Genomic DNA, 23,524 nt, shown 5'->3' on the forward strand with positions numbered 1-23,524 from the left:
GGGGGGGCGGCGCTCCGCCCGGGGGCCCGGCCGGCCCCCCCGCCGCCCGCCCCCCCCCCCCCCGCGCGCGGCCCCCCCCCCCCCCCCCGGGCCCGGGTCCGCTCAGGAGCGGGTTTCCCGCGGGTCCGCGGTGACCAGGTCGCCGAGCACCTCGTCGATGCGGTCCAGCACGTCCGCGCCGAGCTCCACGCCGGAGGCCGCGACGTTGTCGGCGACCTGCTCGGGCCGGGACGCGCCGACGATCGCCGCCGACACGTTCGGGTTCTGCAGCACCCACGCGATGGCGAGCTGCGCGGTGGACAGGCCCAGGTCGGAGGCGACCGGCTGCAGCCGCTGGACCGCGGAGAGCACGTCGTCCCGCATCCACCGCGAGATCATCTTCGCGCCGCCGCCCTCGTCGGTGGCGCGGGAGCCCGCGGGCGGCTGCTGCCCCGGCAGGTACTTGCCGGTGAGCACGCCCTGCGCGATCGGGGAGAACACGATCTGCCCGATTCCTTCGCGCTCGCTGACCGGCACCACCTGGGATTCGATGACGCGCCACAGCATCGAGTACTCCGGCTGGTTAGAGATCAGCGGCACCGACAGCTCGCGGGCCAGCTCGGCGCCGCGGGTGAGCTGCTCGGCGGACCACTCGGAGACGCCGATGTAGAGCGCCTTGCCCTGCCGCACCAGGTCGGCGAAGGCGGTCATCGTCTCCTCCAGCGGCACCGACGGGTCGAACCGGTGGGCCTGGTAGAGGTCGACGTAGTCGGTCTGCAACCGGCGCAGCGAGGCATTGCAGGACTCGATGATGTGCTTGCGACCGAGACCGCGATCGTTGGGGCCCTCACCGGTGGGGAAGTAGACCTTCGTGAAGATCTCCAGCCCTTCCCGGCGCTGCCCGGCCAGCGCCCGGCCGAGCACCGATTCGGCGCGGGTCCGGGCGTAGACGTCGGCGGTGTCGAAGGTGGTGATGCCCGCGTCGAGGGCGGCCCGCACGCAGGCGTGCGCGGCGTCCTCCTCGACCTGGGAGCCGTGGGTGAGCCAGTTGCCGTACGCGATCTCGCTGATGGACAGACCGCTGTTGCCGAGGCGTCGAAACTCCATGCCCGGACCCTATGCCGCGCGCGGACCCGGCGGCATCCGGCGGAATGCGGGGCGATCGAGGTCCGCCGCGGCGTCCAGCGGGGGCCGGGATCAGCCGATCTTGTGGAAGTCCTTCGGGGTGAGCCGCGGCCGCGGCACGCGCAGCCTGCGCAGCTGCATGGCCCGGGTGAACGCGTACCAGCCCAGCGACAGCGGCCGCTCGGTGGCGTCCGGGAACTTCGCGCGCACCCGCTTGTTCACGGCGCGGCCCAGCAGCGTGCCCTCGAACAGCATCGTCAGCAGCAGCACCAGGCACACCAGGGTGGCGTACTGCTGCACGAGCACGTTCTGCACGAGCGTGGTCACGAACACGACCAGCACCAGCGGCATGAACATGCCCATCATGTGCCTGCGGGTGTCGACGATGTCGCGCACGTACGCGCGCACGGGCCCGCGGTCGCGCGGCATCAGGTAGCGGTCGTCGCCGGCCATCATGCGCTCGCGGCGTTCCCGCGCGGCCTTGCGGCGCTCGTCCTTGTTGCCGCGGGCGCGCTTCATCGCCTCGCGCTGCGTCTTCGGCGGCGGCGCGACCGGGCCGCGGCGGCGGGTCTCGGCCTCGCGCCGCTTCGGCGTGGGACGGCCCTTGCCGGGAGTGCGGTCGCGGGCGGGTTCCGGCGCGACCTGGGCGCTCTCGGTGGAAGCGTCGTCGGTCGCGGTCTGCTCAGCGCTGCTGCGGCGAAGGAACCTCACCCCTCCAGGGTATTCGACGCCACTCGGCCGGGCGCACGTGACCGCGTGTTCGGGGAAGCGCCGGGCCGGACGCGTGCGGGTGCGAGGACGTTCACGTGGTTCCGCGCGCGGTCTGTGCCACCATGGAGGCTGGTAGACCAACACGACTCGCCTCCCGAGTCGCCCCTCCCCGGCGGGGAATACCTCGGGTCGGCGCCGACGTTGGACGTCACGCCGGAAGCGGACGAGCGAGACCTCTAGGGAGAGTCATGACCGCCCAGACGACGACTGAGAGCGAGGCGCCCTCGCACGGTGTCACCCTGACCGACTCCGCGGCGCAGAAGGCGAAGGCGCTGCTGGAGCAGGAGGGCCGCGATGACATGCACCTGCGCATCGCCGTCCAGCCCGGTGGCTGCGCCGGCCTGCGCTACCAGCTGTTCTTCGACGAGCGCTCGCTGGACGGCGACGCGCGGCGCGGCTTCGAGGGCCTCGACGTGGTCGTCGACCGGATGAGCGCCCCGTACGTGGAGGGCGCGGTGATCGACTTCGTGGACACCATCGAGAAGCAGGGCTTCACGATCGACAACCCGAACGCGGGCGGCTCCTGCGCCTGCGGCGACTCGTTCCACTGACCCGAACTCCGAACGGCCCCGCGCCCGCGCAGGAGCCGGCCCGTTCGCGTGCCGTCAGGGGGTCACGACGACCCGCACCTCCTCGTCGCCGAGGGCGACCAGGTCTCCCGGGGCGAGCTGGCGGCCGCGCCGGGTCTCGACCTCGTCGTTGACCAGTACCTCGCCCTCTTCCAGCAGGGCCTTCGCGTCGGCGCCGTGCTCGGCGAGGCCCGCCAGCTTCAGCAGCTGGCCCAGCCGGATGGTGCCTTCCCGGATCTCCACATCGCGCATGCCCGCATTCTCCGCCGGGGGCGCGGTGCGGTTCGCGGCCACCGGTCGCGAGTAGCGCGGGTCACGTTCCCGGCGAGGTGTGTCCGCCAAGCTCCGCGACGTTCGCGGTGACCTGCGGTGGAACGCGCGCGGCACCGCCGTTCCGGGTGAACGGGCAGGTCAGCGCTGGTGCCAATGGCGCATTGACTGGACGCGGGAAAGAACCTGTGATCGACGGGCAAGTACTCAATCGAGAAAGTTGCCCGATGCCTCTACCCGCATACGCCCTAGCGGTGGCGCTCGCCGCCACGTCCGTCGTGCCCGCGGCCGGGGCCATGACAGCTCCCGCCGCCCCCGAACCGGCCGCGGCACCCGTGGCCGGACCGATCGTGCAGCTGTTCCAGTGGCCCTGGGACTCCATCGCGCAGGAGTGCCGCAGCACCCTCGGACCGAAGGGCTTCGGCGCCGTCCAGGTGTCCCCGCCGCAGGAGCACGTGCGCCTCGACGGCGAGGACCACCCCTGGTACCAGGACTACCAGCCGGTGAGCTACCAGCTGGAGAGCAGGCGCGGGAACCGCGAGCAGTTCGCGGCCATGGTCTCCGCCTGCAACGACGCCGGGGTGCAGATCTACGCCGACGCGGTGGTCAACCACATGGCCGCCAGCGACGCGATCGGCAGCGCGGGCACCACGCACGAGAAGTACGTGTACCCGGGCCTGTACAGCGACGCCGACTTCCACGACTGCCGCCGCGACATCGCGAACTACGACGACAAGGGCGAGGTCCGCAACTGCGAGCTCGTCGGGCTCTCCGACCTCGCGACCGAGTCGGACTACGTGCGCTCCGCCGAGAAGGCCTACCTGAACGACCTGATCAGCCTCGGCGTCTCCGGTTTCCGCGTCGACGGCGTCAAGCACATGCCGCCGGAGGACGTCGGCGCGATCTTCGACGGGCTGGACGAGGTGCCCGGCACCGGTGCGCGGCCGTACGTGTTCCAGGAGGTCATCGCCGACCAGGCCACCTCGGCCGGGGAGTACGCCGGCAACGGAGACGTCACCGAGTTCGCCTACCACCACGAGGTCAGCGAGGCCTTCAAGAACGGTTCGCTCGCCGGTCTCAAGGACGTGGCCGACCACATGACGCTGCCCAGCGAGCAGGCCGTGGTGTTCATCGACAACCACGACACCCAGCGCAGCGAGCCGACGCTCACCTACAAGGACGGCACCGCCTACGACCTGGCGAACGCGTTCATGCTCGCCTTCCCGTACGGCACCCCGCAGCTGATCTCCGGGTTCGCCTTCGACGACCCGGACGCCGGCCCGCCCGCCGACTCCGAGGGCCGCACCAGCCCGGCGAGCTGCTCCGACCAGGCGTGGGTGTGCGAGCACGCGCGGCCGATCATCGCCGGCATGGCCGGGTTCCACCGCGAGGTGCAGGGCGCGGAGCTGACGAACTGGTGGGACGACGGGGCCGGCCGGGTCGCGTTCGGCCGCGGTGACGCCGGGTTCGTGGTGCTCAACCGCGAGGACGCGGCGATCGAGCAGCAGCCGTTCCAGACCTCGTTGCCCGCCGGGACCTACTGCGACGTGATGTCCGGTTCGCTGCAGGACGGGTCCTGCACCGGCGGCACCGTGGACGTCAACGAGGACGGCTGGCTGACGACCTCGGTGCCCGCGAACTCCGGTGTCGCGCTGCACGCCGGGGCCAAGCTGAGCTGACCCGCGCGAAGCGGAACGGGCGCTCCTTCCCGGTGGGAGGGAGCGGCCGTTCGACGTTGTCGCGCGGTCAGAGCTTGACCGGGTAGTACGGCTCCGGGACCTCGGGGGACAGCCGTCCCTCGACGAAGATGCCGTGCCAGATCATGAACACCAGCAGCGCCCACAACCGGCGGCTGTGGTCCAACACCCCGGACCGGTGCTCCTCCAGCAGCTGCAGGATCGCGGTCTTGTTCAGCAGCCGCTCGGTCTGCGACTGCTGGATGATGTTGCGCGCCCAGTCGTGCATCTCGTCGCGCAGCCAGTGCCGGATCGGCACCGGGAAGCCCAGCTTGCGGCGGTTGAGCACGTGCGCGGGCACGACCTGCTTCATCGCCTGGCGCAGCGCGTACTTCGTGGTCTCCGGGGTGATCTTCTGGTCCAGCGGGATGCCGCTGGCGACGCGGAACACCTCGTTGTCCAGGAACGGCACCCGCAGCTCCAGCGAGTTCGCCATCGTCACCTTGTCCGCCTTGACCAGGATGTCCCCGCGCAGCCAGGTGAACAGGTCCACGTGCTGCATCCGGGTCACCGGGTCCCAGCTCGCCGAGGAGCGGTACGGCGCGGCGGTCACGTCGCGGTGCGAGACGCCCGGGTCGAAGGCCGCCATCACGGCCTTGAGCTGGTCGTCCCGGAAGATCCGCGCGTTGCCGTAGTAGCGGTCCTCCAGCGACAGCGCCCCGCGGCGCAGCAGGTCCTTGCCGCGCACCCCGTCCGGGATCGCCGTGGAGACCTTGCCCATCGCCTTGCGCAGCGTGCCCGGCACCCGCTCGAACGGCGCCAGCGACAGCGGTTCCCGGTAGATCGTGTAGCCGCCGAACAGCTCGTCGGCGCCCTCGCCGGAGAGCACCACCTTCACGTGCTGGCGGGCTTCGCGGGCGATGAACCACAGCGGCACCAGCGCCGGGTCGGCCACCGGATCGTCCAGGTACCAGATGATCAGCGGCAGCGTCTCCATCATCTCCTCGGGGGAGACGGTGCGGATCACGTGCTTCACGCCGATCGCCGCGGCCGATTCGGCGGCCACGTCCACCTCGGAGTAGCCCTGCCGCTCGAACCCGGTCGTGAAGGTGATCAGGTTCGGGTTGTGCTCCTTGGCCAGGCAGGCGATCGCCGTCGAGTCGATGCCGCCGGACAGGAACGAGCCCACGGTGACGTCGGCGCGCATGTGCTTGGCGACCGAATCGCGCATGACGTCGACGATCTGGTCGTGCAGCCGTCGCGCGTCCGAGTCGTTGCGCACCGGCTTCGAGGTGAAGTTCGGCACGAAGTACCGCTCGGTGACCAGCCGGCCGCCGGGGGAGACGGTGAACGAGGTGCCCGACTCGATGCGCGAGATCTGGCGGTGCATCGTCTCCGGCTCCGGCACGTACTGGAGCGTGAGGTAGTGCTGCAGCGCCTTGTGGTCGATGTCCTCACCGATGCGCAGCGTCGTCGCCAGGCTCAGCAGCGACTTCTTCTCGCTGGCGAACGCGACGCCGCCGGGCCCGGACGCGTAGTACAGCGGCTTGATCCCGAACGGGTCGCGCGCGCCGAACACCACGCGTCGCTCGCTGTCCCAGATCAGGAACGCGAACATGCCGCGCAGCCGGCCGACCATCGCCGTGCCCAGGTAGTGGTAGGCGGCGACGATCACCTCGGTGTCGCCGTCGGTGTGGAAGCGGGCGCCGTAGTGCTCGGCGAGCTCGGCGCGCAGCTCCAGGTAGTTGTAGATCTCGCCGTTGAAGTTGATCGTGTAGCGGCCGGGGTTCTCCGGCGGGCCCCAGGTCAACGGCTGGTGCGAGTGCTCCAGGTCGATGATCGACAGCCGGTTGAAGCCGAAGACGACCTCACCGCCGTGCCAGGTGTCGCTCTCGTCCGGTCCCCGGTGCCGTTGGCAGGGCAGGGCTTTGGCCACGGCGTCGACGGCGAAACCGGCGTTCTCTTCAGTGGGACAGACAAGTCCAAGCAGGCCGCACACGCGTCCATGCACCTCTCGCGTCGGCGATGGGTCGGGCTCCGCCCCGCGTCCCGGTCGGGGATCTCGGCGGCGGGAGTCCCAGTATGCCGGGTGTGCCGCCGCGCTGTGCAGGCGCGGTGAGCGCGGGCGCGACCGCCGGGGCCGGGCGGTTGGTTCCCCGCGCGCGGGCGCGCGAGCCGCGGGAACCGGCGCCGCCGGGCAAGTCCACCGGTTCGAGTGGTCCCGCCCGCCGATCCGATCACCGCGGCGGGCGAGGACGATCTCGGTGATGTGCAGCGCACCTCGCCACCCCGGAGCAGTATCGCGGCTACTGCTGGGCTAGGCTCCCCCGCAGCATTCCGGCCGCGGGGCATGGTGGGTGCGCGTTGTGCCCAGAACCCGCGGCGACGGTGGGAACACGCAGCGAGGAGGCGTCGCGCAGTGGGCTTTCGGATGGGGAGCTTGCGGCAGGAACGTCTGGAGGAGGGGACCCGAGTGCCACGGCTGGTCAAAGTCGCCGGGCTGGCAGGCCTGGTCGCGGTCGCGGCCACGGGCTGTTCGACCGACGAGGTCCTGAGGTTCGGCTGGCCGGAGGGCGTCACCCCGCAGGCCGAGTCCATGCGGCAGCTGTGGACCTGGTCGGTGATCGCTGCGCTGGCGGTCGGCGTCCTGGTGTGGGGCCTGATGTTCTGGACGGTCGCCTTCCACCGCAAGAAGGGCGAGGAGCTGCCCCGGCAGTTCCAGTACAACGTGCCGCTGGAGGTCATCTACACCGCGGTGCCGTTCGTGATGGTCGTGGTGCTGTTCTACTTCACCGCCACCACCCAGAACTACGTGATGGCCAAGTCGGCCGATCCGGACGAGAAGGTCAACGTCGTCTCGTTCCAGTGGAACTGGGAGTTCAACTACCCGGACCACCGCACGCCGGACGGCCAGCCGGTCCGCACCGTCGGCAGCAGCAGCGAGATCCCGCTGCTGGTGCTGCCGACCGGATCGACGATCCAGTACAACCTGAGCTCCACCGACGTCATCCACTCGTTCTTCGTCCCCGAGTTCCACTTCAAGCGGGACACCTTCCCGCACCCGGACAAGAACGACCAGGAAGCCGTCTTCGAGAACACCATCGAACGCGAGGGTTCCTTCGTCGGGCGGTGCGCCGAACTGTGCGGCACCTACCACGCGATGATGAACTTCGAGGTCCGCGCCCTGTCGCCGGACAAGTTCGACCAGTACATCAACCTGCGTACGCAGACCAACCCGGCCACCGGCCAGTACTACACCGCCGCCGAGGCGTTGTCCCAGATGAACTGCGGTGAGCTGTGCGCGCCGCGGGCGGTGACCTCGGTCCCGTTCGACACCGACCGCACGTCCGGCTTGCCGTCCACCATCGGCGGCCGGCAAGCGGGCGACTGATCCCGGCAGGGCGTAGGGCGCGAGAGTGAGGAATCCATGAAGGTCGAAGCGAAGATCTTCAACATGATCACCGGCTTCTTCTTCCTGTCGGCGATCGTCTACGGGGTGTGGTCGCACGAACCCGTGGGCACGGTGGCCCTGATCCTGGTGGGCGGGTTGTCGCTGCTGATCGGCAGCTACTTCCAGTTCGTGGCGCGGCGCATCGAGCCGCGACCGGAGGACAACCCGGACGCCGAGATCAGCGACGGTGCGGGCGAGCTGGGCTTCTTCAGCCCCGGCAGCTACTGGCCCGTCGGGCTGGCGGCGGCCGCCGCGTTCGCCGGTATCGCGCTGGCGTTCTTCCACGTGGTGCTGATCGTGATCTCGATCGGCGTGCTGCTGATCATGGTCGCGGGTCTGGTGTTCGAGTACCACACGGGCCCGAACCACGACTGAGCTCCGCGACAGCGGACCGAGGCCCCTGGAACCCCCTGGTTCCGGGGGCCTCGTCGCGTCCGGGCGCGGGCGAGCGCGGCGGCGGGGGAGCCTAGGATCGGGGCGACGACGTCCCGCAGCCAGGAGGCCCTCCCGTGATCACCGCGATCGTGCTCATCCAGACCGTCGCCGACCGGCTGACCGAGGCCGCCCAGGAGGTCGCCGACATCGAGGGCGTCGCCGAGGTGTACTCCTGCGCCGGGGACGTGGACCTGATCGCGATCCTGCGGGTCGCGAACCACGAGGACATCGCCGACATCGTCCCCGGGAAGATCAACAAGGTGGCCGGGGTGCTCGACACCGACACCCACATCGCGTTCCGCTCCTACTCGCGCGAGGACACCGAGGCGACCTTCTCCATCGGCCTGGAGTGAGCCCCGCCGGGTGATCTCCACCGGGGATCCTCCTCCCCGGCACGACGGAACCGTCCCCGCGACGGGCCGAAGGCGGGGACCGCGGGAACCCGGCTCGTGCGGAACTACCGGCCGAAAGCCGCCCAGCGGGTGAGGAGGTCGGCCGCGGCGCCGGAGTCGATGGCCCGCTCGGCGCGGGCGATGCCGGCGCGCAGCTGGACGTCCAGGTCCTCGCCGATGCCGTCGTGGGCGGCGAGGGCGCCCGCGGTGTTGAGCACCACCGCGTCCCGCACCGGGCCGCGGTCACCGGCGAGCAGCCGCCGCACCACCTCGGCGTTCACCTCGGCGTCACCGCCGCGCAGCGCCTCGGGCGTGGTGCGCGGGACGCCCAGGTCCTCCGGGACGATGCGCTCCCGCCGGACCTGCCCGTCGCCGACGACCCAGCAGGTCGTGGTCGAGGTCGTGGTGATCTCGTCCATCCCGTCGTCCCCGGACACCAGCAGCACCGAGCTGCCGCGCGCCGCGAACACCTCCGCCATCACCGGCGCCATCCGCTGGTCCGCGCAGCCGATGAGCCCGCTGCTCGGCCGCGCCGGGTTGGTCAGCGGCCCGAGCACGTTGAACGCGGTGGGGATGCCGATCTCGCGGCGGGCCCCGGCGGCGAACTTCATCGCCGGGTGGAACACCGGCGCGAAGCAGAACCCGATGCCGACCTCGGCGACGCAGTCCCGCACGCCCTCCGCGGGCAGGTCGATGGTGACGCCGAGGGTCTCCAGCACGTCGGCGGTGCCGCACTTCGACGAGGCGGCCCGGTTGCCGTGCTTGACGACCACCGCGCCGCAGGAGGCGAGCACGATCGCGGTCATCGTGGAGATGTTCACGCTGCCGGAGCGGTCCCCGCCGGTGCCGACCACGTCCACGGCCCGCCGGTCCACCTCCAGCGGCAGCGAGTGCGCGAGCATCGTGTCGGCCATGCCGCGGACCTCGGCGGCGGTCTCGCCCTTCGCGCGCAGCGCCACGACGAACGCGGCGACGCGGGCCGGGGTGGCCGCGCCGGTCATCACCAGGTCCATCGCCCACGCGGTGTCCTCGGCGGACAGGTCGTTGCCCGCCACGAGGTGTCCGAGGAGTTCCGGCCAGCTACCCGACATGGTGCCCACGATTGTTCTCCGGGAGGTTCAGGCCCGCACCGCGGGTAGCGCGGTGCGGAGCAGTTCGGCGACCGTTTCGGCGGACGACAGCGGGTCCAGCGGGTGCACCAGCACCGCGTCGGCCTGCGACCAGGTCGCCAGCCACCGGTCGTCCCGCCTGCGCACGGTGAGCACGATGGGCGGGCAGTGCGCGATCTCGTTCTTCAGCTGCCGGGACACGCCCATGCCGCCGGTGGGCTGCGCCTCGCCGTCGAGGACGACCAGGTCGGCGCGGCCCGCGTCGACCTCGCTGAGCACGTCGGCGACCGACGCCGCCTCCACGTAGGTCACCCGGGGCAGGTCCGGCGACGGGCGCCTGCCGATCGCGTTGATGATCGATTCGCGCACTTCGGCCCGGTGGCTGAAGACCAGGACGGTGGTGGTCGACGTGCTCATCAGCTGCTCCTCGCTGGCCAGGCGGTCCGCGCACTGCGTCGCGGTGACCCGGCCCGATGACGAGAGGGTGTCCTCGATGACGGTGATCTCCGGATGCTAGCCGCTCAACGGGGGTGAGCAGTACCCGCCACGAGGTCGCGGCGCGGGTGCTCAGCCGGACTGCAGCGCCACCCAGCCGACGGCGCGTCCGCCGAGCCGCTGGGCCAGCCCGGCCATCCGGGCGTTCTCCTGTGAGCAATGCAACGCGTCGAGTTTCTGCACACGCTCCGCGAACAGGGGCTCCTCGCCGGGCGCCGGTGCGGTGCCGAAGGCCGCCTGCTCCGCCTCGGGGGCGGGCCGCAACCGCCAGCCGTCCGGTTCCAGCAGTTCAGCGGCCTGTGCGACGGCTCCGGGCGGCAGCAGCAGGTGGTGGCGCAGCACGGCGGCACCCGCCTCGACCCACTCCGGGGAGCGGGCGAGGACCGCGGACGCGGCCTCCGCGTCGTCGAACGCGCTGACCACGACGATCAGGTCCGAATCGTCCCAATCCGGCGCGGCGGGCCCCGCTGACCGGGCGCGTAAGCCTAGACGGGACAAAACGCTGCGGAAATTAATCACGATGAGTTACCTCCAGGTCGCGATCCGATCACCGACGAGCCACGCCCGGGACCCGAGGGCGCAGCGGGAAAACGCACGGGACATAATGCGTCGCGTGACAACGGCAGCGCCCTCAATCAGTCAACGCGTGCACTCGCTGAACCGGCCGAACATGGTCAGCGTCGGCACCATCGTTTGGTTGGCCAGCGAGCTGATGTTCTTCGCTGGACTCTTCGCCATGTTCTTCACGGTGAAGGCGCAGAACGAGGGTGCGTGGCCACCGCCGCCCAGCGAGCTGAACATCGCATACGCCCTCCCCTTCACGGTGATCCTGGTGGCGTCCTCGTTCACCTGCCAGTGGGGTGTGTTCGCGGCCGAGCGCGGCGACGTGTTCGGCCTGCGCCGCTGGTACGTGGTGACGCTGATCATGGGCACGATCTTCGTGCTGGGACAGGCCGGCGAGTACTACACGCTGGTCACCGCGCACCACACGACGATCGCCTCGTCGGCGTTCGGCACGGTGTTCTTCATGACGACCGGCTTCCACGGCCTGCACGTCATCGGCGGGCTCATCGCCTTCGTGTTCCTGCTCATCCGCACCAAGCTGAGCAAGTTCACCCCGGCACAGGCCATCGCGGCGATCGTCGTGTCGTACTACTGGCACTTCGTCGACATCGTCTGGATCGGACTGTTCGCCGTGATCTACCTCGTTCCGTGATCCACCGGCCCCACCGGGCCGCCACGTAACACCCCGAACCTGACAGCAAGGGTTGCCGCACTCATGACCACCATCAAGAAACGGAACCGCGCGGGATCCAAGTTCCGGCGCAGGCTCTCCGGTGTCCTCGCGCTCGGGATCGCCTTGGTCGGCGCGGGCGGGCTGTACACCGTCCTGACCCCCGAGCCGCAGACCGCGCACGCCGCGGCGGACCCGGCGCTGGTCAGGCAGGGCGAGCAGCTCTACAACAACGCGTGCATCAGCTGCCACGGCGCGAACCTGGGCGGCGTGAAGGACCGCGGCCCGAGCCTGGTCGGCGTCGGCGAGGCCGCCGTCCACTTCCAGGTCTCCTCCGGCCGCATGCCGATGGTCCGCCAGGAAGCCCAGGCGATCCGCAAGCCGGCGAAGTTCTCCCCCGAGGAGATCGACGCGATGGCCGCCTACGTGCAGACCTACGGCGGGGGCCCCGAGTCCCCGGACACCACCGGAGCCGCCGCCACCGGGGACTCCTCGCGAGGCGGTGAGCTGTTCCGGCTCAACTGCGCCTCCTGCCACAACTTCACCGGACGCGGCATCGCGATGTCGTCCGGCAAGTTCGCGCCCAGCCTCGACGCTCCCACCGAGCAGCAGATCTACGAGGCGATGCTCACCGGGCCGCAGAACATGCCGAAGTTCTCCGACCGGCAGCTCACGCCGGAGGAGAAGAAGGACATCATCGCGTACGTCAAGTCCGTGACGAACAACAACAACAACCCGGGTGGCAGCTCCCTCGGCGGCTTCGGCCCCGCCTCGGAGAGCGTCATCGCCTGGGTCGTCGGACTCGGCGCGCTGATCGGCGTCACCCTGTGGATCGGAGCCAGGGCATGAGTGCAAGTGACACCCCGCGGGACGAGGGGCACGAAACCCCCAGGCGGGACTACACCGAGGCCGAACTGGCCGAGATGAGCCGCGACGAGAAGATGCGGCTCGGGCTGGCGCTGGACGGCGTCGAGCTCCTCCACTACGAAGATCCGTTCCCGGTGGAGAACACCCGCGCCGAGAAGCGGGCCGAGCGCGCGGTCGCGGCCTGGTTCGCGCTGGCCGGGCTCTCCGCGATCGCCTTCATCGCCGTGTTCGTGTTCTGGCCCTGGGGCTACGTGACCCCGCAGCAGGGCGGCCGCGAGTACTTCCTCTACAACCTGTACACGCCGCTGGTCGGCCTGTTCCTCGGCCTGTCGATCTTCGCGATCGGCGTCGGCGTGGTGCTCTACGCGAAGCGGCTCATCCCGCACGAGGTCGCGATCCAGCAGCGCCACGACGGGCACGGCTCCGAAGAGGTCGACCGGCAGACGACCACCGCGATCCTCGCCGACACCGGCGTGCGCAGCGGTTTCGCCCGGCGTTCCATGATCCAGCGCACGCTCGCCTTCAGCGGTGCCGTGCTCGGCCTGGGCACCGGCGTCATCGCCATCGGCGGCTTCATCCGCAACCCGTGGGCGACCGAGGGACCCGACTCCCTCAAGCACACGGCGTGGATGAAGGAGGGCGACGAGAAGGTCTACCTGCGGCGCGACACCGGCGACCCGCACGACGTGTCGCTGCTGCGCCCGGAGGACATCGACGCGGGCGGCTTCGAGACGGTCTTCCCGTTCCGCGAGTCCGACCGCGAGGACGAGCACAAGCTCGTCTCGGTGCTGCGCCGCAGCGACGCCCCGGTGATGCTCATCCGGCTCCGGCCGGGCAGCGCTCCGATCAAGCGCAAGGGCCAAGAGGACTTCAACTACGGCGACTACTACGCTTACTCGAAGGTGTGCACCCACGTGGGCTGCCCGACCTCGCTGTTCGAGCAGCAGACCGGTCGCCTGCTCTGCCCGTGCCACCAGTCGCAGTTCGACGTGGTCAACACTTACGCCAAGCCGGTCTTCGGTCCGGCCACCCGTTCCCTGCCGCAGCTACCGATCACGGTGGATGAAGAGGGATATTTCGTGGCCAGGCACGACTTCATCGAGCCGGTCGGCCCAGCGTACTGGGAGCGCAACTCATGAGTTCGATCACGACGCCCACCAAACCGGAGAGCAAGCTCTACCGGAAGGCGGCCTCCGCGGCCGACGAGGCGGACAAGCGCTACAACATGGCGCCGGGCATCCGCCGCCAGTTGAACAAGGTCTTCCCGACGCACTGGTCGTTCCTGCTCGGCGAGATCGCGCTCTACACCTTCATCATCCTGATCCTGACCGGGATCTACCTCACGATGTTCTTCGACCCCTCCATGGAGGAGGTCACCTACGACGGGGTGTTCCGGAACCTGCAGGACGTCGAGATGTCCAAGGCGTTCGCGAGCACCCTCGACATCTCGTTCGAGGTCCGCGGCGGCCTGTTCATCCGGCAGCTGCACCACTGGGCGGCGCTGCTGTTCGTGGCCGGGATGATGGCCCACATGTTCCGGATCTTCTTCACCGGTGCGTTCCGGCGCCCGCGTGAGGGGAACTGGGTCATCGGCTCGCTGCTGCTGATCCTGGGCATGTTCGAGGGCTTCTTCGGCTACTCGCTCCCGGACGACCTGCTCTCCGGTACCGGCGTCCGCGCCACCATGTCCGGCATCGTGCTGTCCATCCCGGTGCTCGGCACCTGGATGCACTGGGCGCTGTTCGGCGGGGAGTTCCCCGGCACGGAGATCATCCCGCGGCTGTACATCCTGCACGTGCTGGTGCTGCCCGGGATCATGCTCGGCCTGGTCGCGGCGCACCTCGCGCTGGTCTGGTACCAGAAGCACACGCAGTTCCCCGGGCCGAAGCGCAAGGAGTCGAACGTCGTCGGCATCCGCATCATGCCGACCTTCGCGCTCAAGAGCGGTGCGTTCTTCGCGCTGACCACCGGCATCCTGGCGATCATGAGCGGTGTCTTCCAGATCAACGCGATCTGGAACCTCGGGCCGTACATCGGCTCGCAGGTCTCCGCCGCCTCGCAGCCGGACTGGTACCTGATGTGGGCGGACGGCATCCTGCGGATCTGGCCGGCCTGGGAGCTCTACATCGGGCCGTACACGGTGCCGCCGGTGTTCTTCTGCGGTGCGCTGGGCATGGGCATCATGTTCACGCTGCTCATCGCGTACCCGATGATCGAGCGCAAGCTCAGCGGGGACGACGCGCACCACAACCTGCTGCAGCGTCCGCGGGACAACCCGGTACGCACGAGCCTCGGCATGATGGCGCTGGCGTTCTTCGGCGTGCTGATGGTGTCCGGCATGAACGACGTGATCGCGTTCGAGCTGAACATCTCGCTGAACGCGATGACGTGGGGCGGCCGCATCGGTCTGCTGCTGCTGCCGCCGCTGGCCTACTGGGTGACCTACCGGATCTGCCTGGGCCTGCAGCGCTCGGACCGCGAGGTGCTGGAGCACGGCGTGGAGACCGGCATCATCAAGCGGCTGCCGCACGGCGAGTTCATCGAGGTGCACCAGCCGCTCGGCCCGGTCGACTCGCACGGCCACCCCGAGGAGCTGCCGTACCAGGGCGCTTCGGTGCCGAAGAAGATGAACAAGCTCGGTGCCGCGGGCACCCCCGTCGAGGGCAGCTGGCTCAAGCCGGACCCGGCGGAGGAGACCGAGGCGCTGGCGCGGGCGCGCGCCGAGAACGAGCGCCTGGCGCACGAGGAGCGGGAGCAGCGCGAGCTGGTCTCCGGCGGGAAGCCGCAGCAGCCCTCCGAGTGAGCCGCACGCACGGCTGAACGGCCCGGTGCCCCCAGGGGTGCCGGGCCGTTCGCTCGTTCGAGGACCGGTCGGTCAGTCGGCGGCCGGGTACGGGGCCCTGGCCTTGGCGGCCCGCTCCAGCCACTCCCGCCAGGACGCCGCGGAACCGGCCGGTTCCGACCACGGCTGCGCGCAGCGGACCAGCCGGGTGCCGCCGGTGGTCAGCCAGCGGTGCACCACCCGCACCTCGTCGGCGGGGGCGCCGCGCAGCGGGCCCGGCTCGGGCAGCACCGTCTCCGCGGCGGCCTGCAGCGCGTCGACCACCGGCATCGGCGGCACCCCGCGGCGCGCGTTCCCGGCGGCGGCGAGCCTGCCGTGGCGGACCACCGCCAGCTGCCAGCCGCCGGAACCGTCGGGGCGGGCGGCGACCAGTTCGGGCACCGCCGCCAGCGCCGCCCAGCGCTGCGCCCGGTCCAGCGCCCGCACCAGCTCGGCGAGCCGGTCGCGGGCCGCGGCGGCGTCCTCGAAGCGCTCCTCGGCGGAGAAGCGGCCCAGTTCCGCGCGCAGCCGGTCGAGCAGCCCACCGGGTTCCCAGCGGGGCGAGCCGGAGATCACCTCGCGCACCGAGATCACCTCCGGTGCGTACTCCTCGACGCCCTGCAGCCCGGCGCACGGTGCCGCGCAGCGCCCCAGCTCGTGCAGCGCGCACGGGCGGCCGCGCTGGTCGCGCGCCGGGATCCGCTCGGTGCAGCGGCGCAGCGAACCGCCCGCGTGCAGGGCCTCCACCGCCGCCGCGGCCGCGGTGCGGGAGCGGAACGGGCCGAGCGCGCCGTCGCGGGCGGTGCGCACGATCGACAGCCGCGGGAACGCCTCCTCGGTGAGCACGACCCACCAGGTGCGCTTCGGGAACTTGGAGCGGCGGTTGTAGCGGGGCTGGTGCGCGCCGAGCAGCCGCAGCTCCCGCACCTCGGCCTCCAGCGGGTGCGCGCACTCGACGTGGTCCACCCGCTGCGCGAGCCCCGCCATCTCCTTGACGCGGGCGCGGCGTTCCCCGGCGGTGAAGTACTGCCGGACCCGGCGCTGCAGGTCGGAGGCGGTGCCGACGTAGAGCACCTCCTCGTTCGGGCCGCGGAACAGGTACACGCCAGGGGCGTGCGGCAGCGGGTCGGCGAGGCCGCGGTTGCGGCGCTGCTGCGGGGTGACGTCGGGCAGGTGCTCCAGCAGTTCCGGCACGGTCCGCACCCCCAGCGGCCCGAGGCGCTCCAGCAGCGCGTGCAGCACGTCGACGGTGGCGCGGGCGTCGTCGAGGGCGCGGTGCACCGGGGTGGTGCGGGCTTGCAGCACCCGGGCGAGGGTGCCGAGCTTGTGGTTCGGCGTCTCGTCCTTGCCCAGCACCCGGCGGGCGAGCTTCGCGGTGCACAGCACGGCCGGCTTCGGCCACGCGACGCCGAGCCGTTCGCACTCGGCCCGCAGGAATCCCACGTCGAACGGGGCGTTGTGCGCGACGAGCACCGCGTCCCGGGCGAACTCCAGGAACGCGGGCAGCACCGAGTCGAACCGGGGAGCGCCGTGCACCATCGCCTGGGTGATGCCGGTGATCGAGACGACCATCGGCGGGATCTCGCGCCCGGGGTCGACGAGGGTGCCGAACTCGCCGAGGACCTCGCCGCCGCGCACCTTCACCGCGCCGATCTCGGTGACGGTGTCCTGCCGGGAGCTGCCGCCGGTGGTCTCCAGGTCGACGACGACGAAGGTGGCGCGGTGCAGCGGGAGTTCGTCGTCGATCTCGTCGAAGGTCAGCTGCCCGGTCATCGCGTGCACGCTACGACGGGTCCCCGACAACCTCCGGATCGGGTGAACGGGGAGCGGCCGACTAGCCTGGGGGCGTGGTTCCGCCGACGTCGGGTGCTGACTCCCCGCGCACCGAAGAGTCTGCTGTGGACGGTCCGCGGCAGGCGCCGGTCGGTGCCCCGGAGACCGGTCTCGACCAGTCCGCACCGGAACGGTCCGGGGAGTGCGGCGCCGAGGACCCGGAGGAGCTGCCCGCACCGGTGCGCGCCCGGCTCGCCGAGCTGGCGGCGGAGGCCCTCGACGACGTGCGGCCCTCGGACGTGCCCGCCCCGCTGCGACCGGTGGTCCGGTTCGCTCCGGCGAAGCGCGCGAAGCTCGGCCAAGGCCCGCTCGTGGCGGCGCTGCGGGACTCCCCGGTGTTCCGCACCGCGGTCGTCGATTGGTGCCGGGAGAACCGCCCTGAGGGCCTGGACGGGGTGCACCCGGACCCGGTGGTGGTGGCCGCGGCGGGGGTGCTGCTGGCGCTGCCGAACACGGGCCACTACCTGGAGCTGGTCGCGTTCCGCGTGGAGCAGGGCCGGTTGCGCGGCGAGCGGGATTCGGCGCAGGCCCGCGCCCAGCGCCTCGCCGGGGAGGTGGACCGGTTGCAGGCCGAGCTGGCCGAGGCCCGCCGCGCCGGGGAACGGGCCGGGGACGAGTCCGGTTCGGAGGCCGACCGGCTGCGCAAGCGGCTGCGGGAGCAGGGCGTGCGGCTCAAGGAGGCCAAGGACGACGCGCAGGCGGCCCGGGCGGAACTCGCCGAGGCGCACGAGCGGATCGGTTCGGAGCTGGCGGAGCTGCGCGCGCAGCGGGACCGGGAGCGCGCCCGCGCGCAGGAGGAGCGGGACCGCGCGCAGCGCGCGGCGGCCGAGACCGAGGTGGCCCGCCAGTCGGCCCGGGAGGCCCGCCAGGGCGACGAGGTCCGGATCTCGCTGCTGCTGGAGACGATGGAGGGCGCGCTCGGCGGGCTGCGCCGGGAGCTGCGCGCGGTCGGCCACGGGCCGCGCCCGGCGGACGTGGTGCAGCGGGTGCGGCCGGATTCGGGGGAGACGGGCCGGGTCGCCGACGCGGCGGCGTTGGACCGGTTGCTGGCGCTGCCCGCGGTGCACCTGATCGTCGACGGCTACAACGTGACGAAGACCGGCTACCCGGACCTGCCGCTGGCCGACCAGCGCAACCGGCTGGCGCACCAGCTGGCCGCGCTGGCGGCGCGCACCGGTGCCGAGGTGACGGTGGTGTTCGACGGGGCGGACGTGCTGTCGGTGCCGACGGCGGGCCCGCGCGGGGTGCGGGTGATGTTCAGCCCGCCCGGGGTGATCGCGGACGACGTGATCCGGGAACTGGTGGTGGCCGAGCCGCAGGGCAGGCAGCTGGTGGTGGCGACCTCGGACCGCGCGGTTGTCACGTCGGTGCGGCGCACGGGCGCGTACGCGGTGGCGTCGGCGGTGCTGCTGGAGCGCCTGAACCGGGTGTGAGGCCGGGCGCGTGGTGGATCTCATAGCGCGATCTTCCGGTGCGCTGGGCCGATCCGGTCCGGGCCGACCCTTCGGGGAGCCGCTGGTCAGAAGATCGGGCCATCTGATCACGCTCCGCGTATGAAGATAATCCCATTGTGCTATTGCGCAGTGTTCAGAAGAATTACCCCCCCTCTTCTAGACGTCACGCTTCACCTTTCGTAGCCTTACCGCGTCTTCGCGGCGATCAGCGACCCACTCCGGGTCCTCCGCGAAGCGCCGCCGAATCGGCTAGTCGGGGAGCCGAACCGGGACCTGCCCCCGTGGGGTGAGCGGGCGCCGCAACGCGCCCGGAGTCCGGGATCGCTCCGGACCACCCCTGCGTTCTCGGTAGGCGGTCGACAACGAAGGAGCTATGCGCGACGTGGCGTCGCACCGATTGAAGCGCACGATGCGCGGAGCCCTGGCGGCCTCGGCGGTCGCCGCCGCCGTCAGCATGACCTCCGCGCCGGCGATCGCAGACCCCCAACTCCCCGACAACGCCTCGGACGCGGCCAAGCAGGTGCGCGAGCTCTCGCACCAGGCCGAAGTCGTCACCGAGGACTACAAGAAGGCCGAGGACGACCACGCGGCCAAGAAGGCGGAGCTCGACCGCTCCACCGCCGAGGCGGACCAGGCCGAGCAGGTCGCCGCGCAGGCCCGGGTCGAGGAAGAGCGCTTCCGCGGCCAGGTCGACCAGCTGACCACCGCCTCCTACCAGGGCGCCCGGCTGAACAAGCTCTCCGCGCTGCTGGTGAGCGAATCCCCGAACGACTTCCTCGACCGCGCCTCCGCGCTGGACGTGCTGGCCAAGGACAACAACGACGCGATCAAGCGCCTGTCCGCCGCGGTGCACCAGGCCGAGGACGCCACCAAGCGCGCCCAGGACGCCCGCAACCAGGCGGCCCAGGCCGAGGCCGACGCGGCCCGCATCCAGGACGAGATCGGCCGCAAGAAGGCCGACATGGACGCGCAGATCGCCAAGGTCAAGGAGCGCTACGCCGAGCTCACCGAGGACGAGCAGTCCTCGCTGACCGGTGGCGGCGAGACCGACTACGAGTTCGCGGGCGGCAGCGGCTCGGCCGCCGCAGCGGTCACCGCGGCGCTGAGCAAGCAGGGCTCGTCGTACGTCTACGGCGCCAAGGGTCCGAGCACCTTCGACTGCTCCGGCCTGATGCAGTGGGCCTACAAGCAGGCGGGCGTGAGCATCGGCGGCTCGACCAAGTCGCAGGTCACCGAGGGCAAGAGCATCTCGGCCAGCCAGCTCCAGCCCGGCGACCTGATCTTCTACTACAGCCCGGTCAGCCACGTCGCGATGTACGTCGGCAACGGCAAGGCCGTGCACGCCCCCACCGAGGGCGACGTGGTGAAGGTCGCCAAGTACGACAGCATCGCCCCGGTCAACTCGATCCGGCGCGTCGCGGGCTGATTCCTGCGGTACCGCGCGGAACGCGCGCGAGGGCCGTCGTCCCCAGCAGGGGGCGGCGGCCCTCGTCGCGTGTGGGTGACGGGCGGCCGCTCGCGACGGGCCGGGCGCCGCGGGCCGACTTACGATCCGGCTCGTGCCTGGGGCTTCGAGGGGGTGGCCTGCGGCGGTCGCCGCCGCGGCCGCACTGGCCGTGGGCGCGTTCGTCCCGTTCCCGGCCCAGGCCCCACCGGCCCCCGCTCCCGCCTTCCAGAGCGCCGCTCCGGCGACCGCGGAGCAGGAGTGGCAGGCGGTGCTGCGGCACCGCGCCCGAGCGGTGCTGACGCGCGACGAGGCGGCGTTCACGGCGTTGCTGGACCCGGCCGCGCCGGAGGACTTCCAGCGCAGGCAGCGCGAGCTGTTCCAGAACCTGGCCGAGGTGCCGCTGGCCGAGTGGGACTACGAGGTGCGCGGGTCCACCGGCGGCAGCGGCACGCCGGAGGTGGTGCTGCGCTACGCCCTGGCCGGGGTGGACGAGGTGCCGACCGAGCGCCCGACCGGGTTCACCTTCACCCACCGGGACGGGCGCTGGCTGCTCAGCGGCGACGAACGGGCGCGCGGCCGGTCGTGGCGCGGGCCGTGGGATTTCGGCGACTGCCGGGTGCGGGTGCTGCCGCACGGCGTGGTCATCGGGCACGACGGCTCCGAGGAGCTCGCCGACCGGGTGGCGGCGGAGCTGGACTCCGCGGAGGCCGCCGTGACCGCCGTGTGGGGGCCGGAGTGGCGGCGCCAGGTGGGCGTGCTGCTGCCGCGCTCGCAGGAGGAGCTGCGTGAGCTGGTGGGTGCCGAGTTCGCGGTGGACGGCATCGCGGCGGTCGCCGTCGCGGACAAGGTGGACACCGCCGCCCGGCGGGTGGAGGGCCCGCGGGTCGTGCTCAACACCGAGACGGCCGACCGGCTCTCGGACACCTCGTTGCTGGTGGTGCTGCGGCACGAGATGGCGCACGTGGCGGCACGGGCGGACACCGCGGACGGTGCGCCGATGTGGCTGCTGGAGGGCTTCGCGGACTACGTCGGCTACCGGGCGAGCGGGTTGCCGCCGGAGCGGATCGCACCGGACCTGGCCCGGCGGGTGCGCACCGGGGAACCGCCCGCGGGGCCGCCGCCGGACGCGGACTTCCACACCTCGGGGCGCGATCTGGACCTGGCGTACCAGCAGTCCTGGTCGCTGGTGGCGCACCTGGTGCGGCGGGTGGGGGAGCCGAAGGTCGTGGAGCTGTACAAGCGCATCGCGGGCTCCGGATCACCGTCCGAAGTGGACCCGGCGCTGCACGAGATCGCCGGGCTGTCCACCGCGGAACTGCTCAGGTCCTGGAGATCGGAACTGCGCAGGACGTTCTGATCCGGGAGCTCGGTGGCGGAACCGCGGCGGTCCCGCCACCCGGCTGCCGCGCGACGGGCGCGGAGCTCAGCCGTAGATCGCTTCGATGTCGGCCGCGTGGTTCTCGGCGACCTTGTTGCGCTTGAGCTTCATGCTGGGCGTCATCTCGCCGGTGGCCTCGGTGAAGTCCTTCGGCAGGATGCGGAACTTCTTGATCGCCTCGGCGCGGGAGACGGCCTTGTTGGCGTCGTCGATCGCGGCCTGCACGTCGGCGTGCACCTCGGGGTCGTCGACGAGCTCGGTCAGCGGGGTGTCCGCGGCGCGGCCGTGGTTGTTCAGCCAGGCGGGCAGGAACTCGGGGTCGAGGGTGATCAGGGCGCCGATGAACGGCTTCTTGTCGCCGACGACCATGCACTGGCTGATCAGCGGGTGCGCGCGCAGGTGGTCTTCGAGCACGGCGGGGGCGACGTTCTTGCCGCCCGCGGTCACGATGATCTCCTTCTTGCGCCCGGTGATCCGCAGGAAGCCCTCCTCGTCGAGGGAGCCGAGGTCGCCGGTGTGGAACCAGCCGTCCTCCAGGGATTCCTTGGTGGCGGTCTCGTTGTTCCAGTAGCGGCGGAACACGACGTCGCCCTTGAGCAGCACTTCGCCGTCCTCGGCGATGCGCACGCTGGTGCCGGGGATCGGCTTGCCGACGGTGCCGATCTTGTAGGCCTCCTCGACGTTGACCGCGGCGGCCGCGGTGGTCTCGGTGAGCCCGTAGCCTTCCAGCACCGGCACGCCCACGCCCCGGTAGAAGTGCGCGAGGCGGTCGCCCAGCGGCGCCCCGCCGGAGACGGCGCCGAGGCAGCGCCCGCCGAGCGCGGCGCGCAGCTTGCCGTAGACGAGCTTGTCGAACAGGAAGTGCTTGGCCTTCAGGCCGATGCCGGGGCCGCCGGTGTCCAGCGCCTGGCTGTAGGCGACGGCGGTGTCCTCGGCGGCGTCGAAGATCCGGCCCTTGCCGTCGCCGTGCGCCTTCTGCTTCGCGGTGTTGTAGACCTTCTCGAACACGCGCGGCACGGCGAGGATGAGCGTGGGGCGGAACGAGCCGAGGTCGCTGACCAGTTCCTTCACGTCGCCGGTGTGCCCGAGCGTGGTGCGGGAGTACACGCAGGCGGTGGCGATGGCGCGGGCGAGCACGTGCGCCATCGGCAGGAACATCAGCATCGAGTTGCCCTGCCGCAGCAGCTGCGGGAAGACGCTGACGTCGCCGCGGACCTCGGCGAGCAGGTTGCGGTGGCTGAGCTCGCAGCCCTTGGGGCGGCCGGTGGTGCCGGAGGTGTAGATGAGGGTGGCGAGCTCGTCGGCGCGGACTTCGCGGCGGCGCTGGTGGGCGTCCTGGTCGCTGACGTCGGCGCCGAGCGCGGTGAGCTCGTCGACCGCCGCGCGGTCGGCGTCGATCTGCCAGACGTGTTCGAGCGCGGGGAGCTTCGCGACGACGTCGCCGATCTCGGCGCGGTGCGCGTCGGTCTCGACGAACGCGGCGCGGGCGCCGGAGTCGCTCAGGATCCACTCGGCCTGGTCGGCGGAGGAGGTCTCGTACACCGGCACGGTCACGCAGCCGGCGGACCAGATGGCGAAGTCCAGCAGCGTCCACTCGTAGCGGGTGCGCGACATCAGCCCGACCCGGTCGCCGTGCTGCAGCCCGGCGGCGATCAGCCCTTTGGCGACCGCGAGCACCTGGGCGGCGAATTCGGCGGCGGTGACGTCGATCCAGGTGCCGTCGACCCGGCGGCGGAAGCTCACGGTGCCACCGAAGCGTTCCGCGTTCGCCCACACCATGTCGGTGAGGTTCTCGTCTTCGGCCACGGCCTCAGTGGCGGGGACGCTGAACTCTCGCACCTTGAAACCTCCGATGGAACGCGAAATGTGCGCACAAACCTAACGCTGATAGTTACCGAGCGGTAGTCCCGAACCTTGATTACGAAACTAGCCCGACTCGTTTACTGCTCCCGCCCGCAGCCTGCCACGCCGGGATCCGCCGCGCACCGGTGCCCGCCCGAGTCGTTTCCGCCGGTGGTGAGGATCATGGCAGGCTGTCCTGCGCCACCGCTAACCACGTCCGGAGCAGCCCAAGCCGCGCGGAACCGTCCGAGCGGACCACTCCCGGCGCCGCCGAACGGAACGGTCGCACCCGTCCCGGACGGTGATCGCTGCTGGTTCGATCCCGCGCGGCGCGGCAGCATGGCGGTGCGGCGGACAACGGCGTCCGCGCTCGCGA

The 23,524-nt window shown here is 71.4% G+C and carries 21 protein-coding genes; 12 read left to right on the plus strand and 9 right to left on the minus strand.

The genetic code is table 11. The annotated features are described in order from the left end of the window. Positions 1–102: 102 nt before the first annotated feature. A complete protein-coding gene (locus LCD31_RS00115; protein ID WP_224955305.1) occupies positions 103–1,086 on the minus strand; it encodes an aldo/keto reductase family protein in 984 nt (327 codons plus the stop codon). 90 nt (positions 1,087–1,176) lie between these two features. Beyond that, positions 1,177–1,815: a DUF3043 domain-containing protein gene (locus LCD31_RS00120; RefSeq protein WP_224955306.1), complete on the minus strand. Its 639-nt coding sequence runs from the start codon at positions 1,813–1,815 to the stop codon at positions 1,177–1,179. A 248-nt stretch (positions 1,816–2,063) separates the two neighbouring features. Here LCD31_RS00120 and LCD31_RS00125 point away from each other — a divergent pair, with 248 nt between their 5' ends. After that, on the plus strand, positions 2,064–2,426 hold the full coding sequence (locus LCD31_RS00125) for an iron-sulfur cluster assembly accessory protein (protein WP_224955307.1): 363 nt from the start codon (positions 2,064–2,066) through the stop codon (positions 2,424–2,426). A 54-nt stretch (positions 2,427–2,480) separates the two neighbouring features. Here the strand turns inward: LCD31_RS00125 and LCD31_RS00130 are convergent, their stop codons facing one another. Further along, a complete protein-coding gene (locus LCD31_RS00130) occupies positions 2,481–2,696 on the minus strand; it encodes an RNA-binding S4 domain-containing protein (protein WP_224955308.1) in 216 nt (71 codons plus the stop codon). Positions 2,697–2,941: 245 nt separating this feature from the next. On the opposite strand from LCD31_RS00130, the gene LCD31_RS00135 reads away from it, so the two are divergent. Beyond that, positions 2,942–4,393, plus strand: a complete 1,452-nt coding sequence (locus tag LCD31_RS00135; RefSeq protein WP_224955309.1) for an alpha-amylase family protein — start codon at positions 2,942–2,944, stop codon at positions 4,391–4,393. A gap of 67 nt (positions 4,394–4,460) precedes the next feature. On the opposite strand, the gene asnB is transcribed toward LCD31_RS00135, so the two are convergent. Continuing rightward, positions 4,461–6,389: an asparagine synthase (glutamine-hydrolyzing) gene (gene asnB / locus LCD31_RS00140; RefSeq protein ID WP_224955310.1), complete on the minus strand. Its 1,929-nt coding sequence runs from the start codon at positions 6,387–6,389 to the stop codon at positions 4,461–4,463. Positions 6,390–6,821: 432 nt separating this feature from the next. Between asnB and LCD31_RS00145 the strand changes: the two genes are divergently transcribed. From LCD31_RS00145 to LCD31_RS00155, 3 genes are all read left to right on the plus strand, one after another. Beyond that, a complete protein-coding gene (locus LCD31_RS00145) occupies positions 6,822–7,781 on the plus strand; it encodes a cytochrome c oxidase subunit II (RefSeq protein ID WP_224955356.1) in 960 nt (319 codons plus the stop codon). A gap of 36 nt (positions 7,782–7,817) precedes the next feature. After that, entirely contained in the window at positions 7,818–8,216 is a 399-nt protein-coding gene (locus LCD31_RS00150; RefSeq protein WP_224955311.1) for a cytochrome c oxidase subunit 4, read from the plus strand. A gap of 134 nt (positions 8,217–8,350) precedes the next feature. Further along, entirely contained in the window at positions 8,351–8,629 is a 279-nt protein-coding gene (locus tag LCD31_RS00155) for an Lrp/AsnC family transcriptional regulator (RefSeq protein WP_224955312.1), read from the plus strand. A gap of 104 nt (positions 8,630–8,733) precedes the next feature. Here the strand turns inward: LCD31_RS00155 and trpD are convergent, their stop codons facing one another. The 3 genes from trpD to LCD31_RS00170 all read right to left on the minus strand — a co-directional run bounded on the left by trpD (position 8,734) and on the right by LCD31_RS00170 (position 10,704). Next, on the minus strand, positions 8,734–9,759 hold the full coding sequence (gene trpD, locus LCD31_RS00160) for an anthranilate phosphoribosyltransferase (RefSeq protein WP_224955357.1): 1,026 nt from the start codon (positions 9,757–9,759) through the stop codon (positions 8,734–8,736). Positions 9,760–9,786: 27 nt separating this feature from the next. After that, positions 9,787–10,194 carry a hypothetical protein gene (locus LCD31_RS00165; RefSeq protein WP_224955313.1) on the minus strand — a complete coding sequence of 136 codons (408 nt, stop codon included), beginning with the start codon at positions 10,192–10,194 and terminating at the stop codon, positions 9,787–9,789. A gap of 150 nt (positions 10,195–10,344) precedes the next feature. After that, entirely contained in the window at positions 10,345–10,704 is a 360-nt protein-coding gene (locus tag LCD31_RS00170; protein WP_224955358.1) for a hypothetical protein, read from the minus strand. Positions 10,705–10,969: 265 nt separating this feature from the next. On the opposite strand from LCD31_RS00170, the gene LCD31_RS00175 reads away from it, so the two are divergent. The 4 genes from LCD31_RS00175 (at position 10,970) to LCD31_RS00190 (ending at position 15,176) form a co-directional block, all read left to right on the plus strand. After that, on the plus strand, positions 10,970–11,488 hold the full coding sequence (locus LCD31_RS00175; RefSeq protein ID WP_224955359.1) for a heme-copper oxidase subunit III: 519 nt from the start codon (positions 10,970–10,972) through the stop codon (positions 11,486–11,488). Between the two features lie 63 nt (positions 11,489–11,551). Then, positions 11,552–12,355 (plus strand): c-type cytochrome, encoded by an 804-nt coding sequence (locus LCD31_RS00180; protein WP_224955314.1) that lies wholly within the window; start codon positions 11,552–11,554, stop codon positions 12,353–12,355. After that, on the plus strand, positions 12,352–13,512 hold the full coding sequence (locus tag LCD31_RS00185) for a ubiquinol-cytochrome c reductase iron-sulfur subunit (protein WP_224955315.1): 1,161 nt from the start codon (positions 12,352–12,354) through the stop codon (positions 13,510–13,512). Before LCD31_RS00180 ends, LCD31_RS00185 begins: the two co-directional genes overlap by 4 nt. Next, complete coding sequence (locus LCD31_RS00190) at positions 13,509–15,176, plus strand: cytochrome bc complex cytochrome b subunit (RefSeq protein WP_304612899.1); 1,668 nt, start codon at positions 13,509–13,511, stop codon at positions 15,174–15,176. Before LCD31_RS00185 ends, LCD31_RS00190 begins: the two co-directional genes overlap by 4 nt. Positions 15,177–15,248: 72 nt before the next feature. Here the strand turns inward: LCD31_RS00190 and LCD31_RS00195 are convergent, their stop codons facing one another. Beyond that, positions 15,249–16,967, minus strand: a complete 1,719-nt coding sequence (locus LCD31_RS00195) for a DEDD exonuclease domain-containing protein (protein ID WP_224955316.1) — start codon at positions 16,965–16,967, stop codon at positions 15,249–15,251. 125 nt (positions 16,968–17,092) lie between these two features. Between LCD31_RS00195 and LCD31_RS00200 the strand changes: the two genes are divergently transcribed. The 3 genes from LCD31_RS00200 to LCD31_RS00210 all read left to right on the plus strand — a co-directional run bounded on the left by LCD31_RS00200 (position 17,093) and on the right by LCD31_RS00210 (position 21,285). Then, a complete protein-coding gene (locus LCD31_RS00200; RefSeq protein WP_374201633.1) occupies positions 17,093–18,460 on the plus strand; it encodes an NYN domain-containing protein in 1,368 nt (455 codons plus the stop codon). A gap of 394 nt (positions 18,461–18,854) precedes the next feature. Beyond that, complete coding sequence (locus LCD31_RS00205; protein ID WP_224955317.1) at positions 18,855–19,907, plus strand: NlpC/P60 family protein; 1,053 nt, start codon at positions 18,855–18,857, stop codon at positions 19,905–19,907. 133 nt (positions 19,908–20,040) lie between these two features. Beyond that, positions 20,041–21,285 (plus strand): basic secretory protein-like protein, encoded by a 1,245-nt coding sequence (locus tag LCD31_RS00210; RefSeq protein ID WP_224955318.1) that lies wholly within the window; start codon positions 20,041–20,043, stop codon positions 21,283–21,285. Between the two features lie 66 nt (positions 21,286–21,351). Here the strand turns inward: LCD31_RS00210 and LCD31_RS00215 are convergent, their stop codons facing one another. Next, positions 21,352–23,145, minus strand: a complete 1,794-nt coding sequence (locus tag LCD31_RS00215) for a long-chain fatty acid--CoA ligase (protein ID WP_224955319.1) — start codon at positions 23,143–23,145, stop codon at positions 21,352–21,354. Positions 23,146–23,524: the final 379 nt, after the last annotated feature.

The organism is Saccharopolyspora sp. 6M, from assembly GCF_020176775.1.
Taxonomy (GTDB): Bacteria; Actinomycetota; Actinomycetes; order Mycobacteriales; family Pseudonocardiaceae; genus Saccharopolyspora_C; species Saccharopolyspora_C gregorii.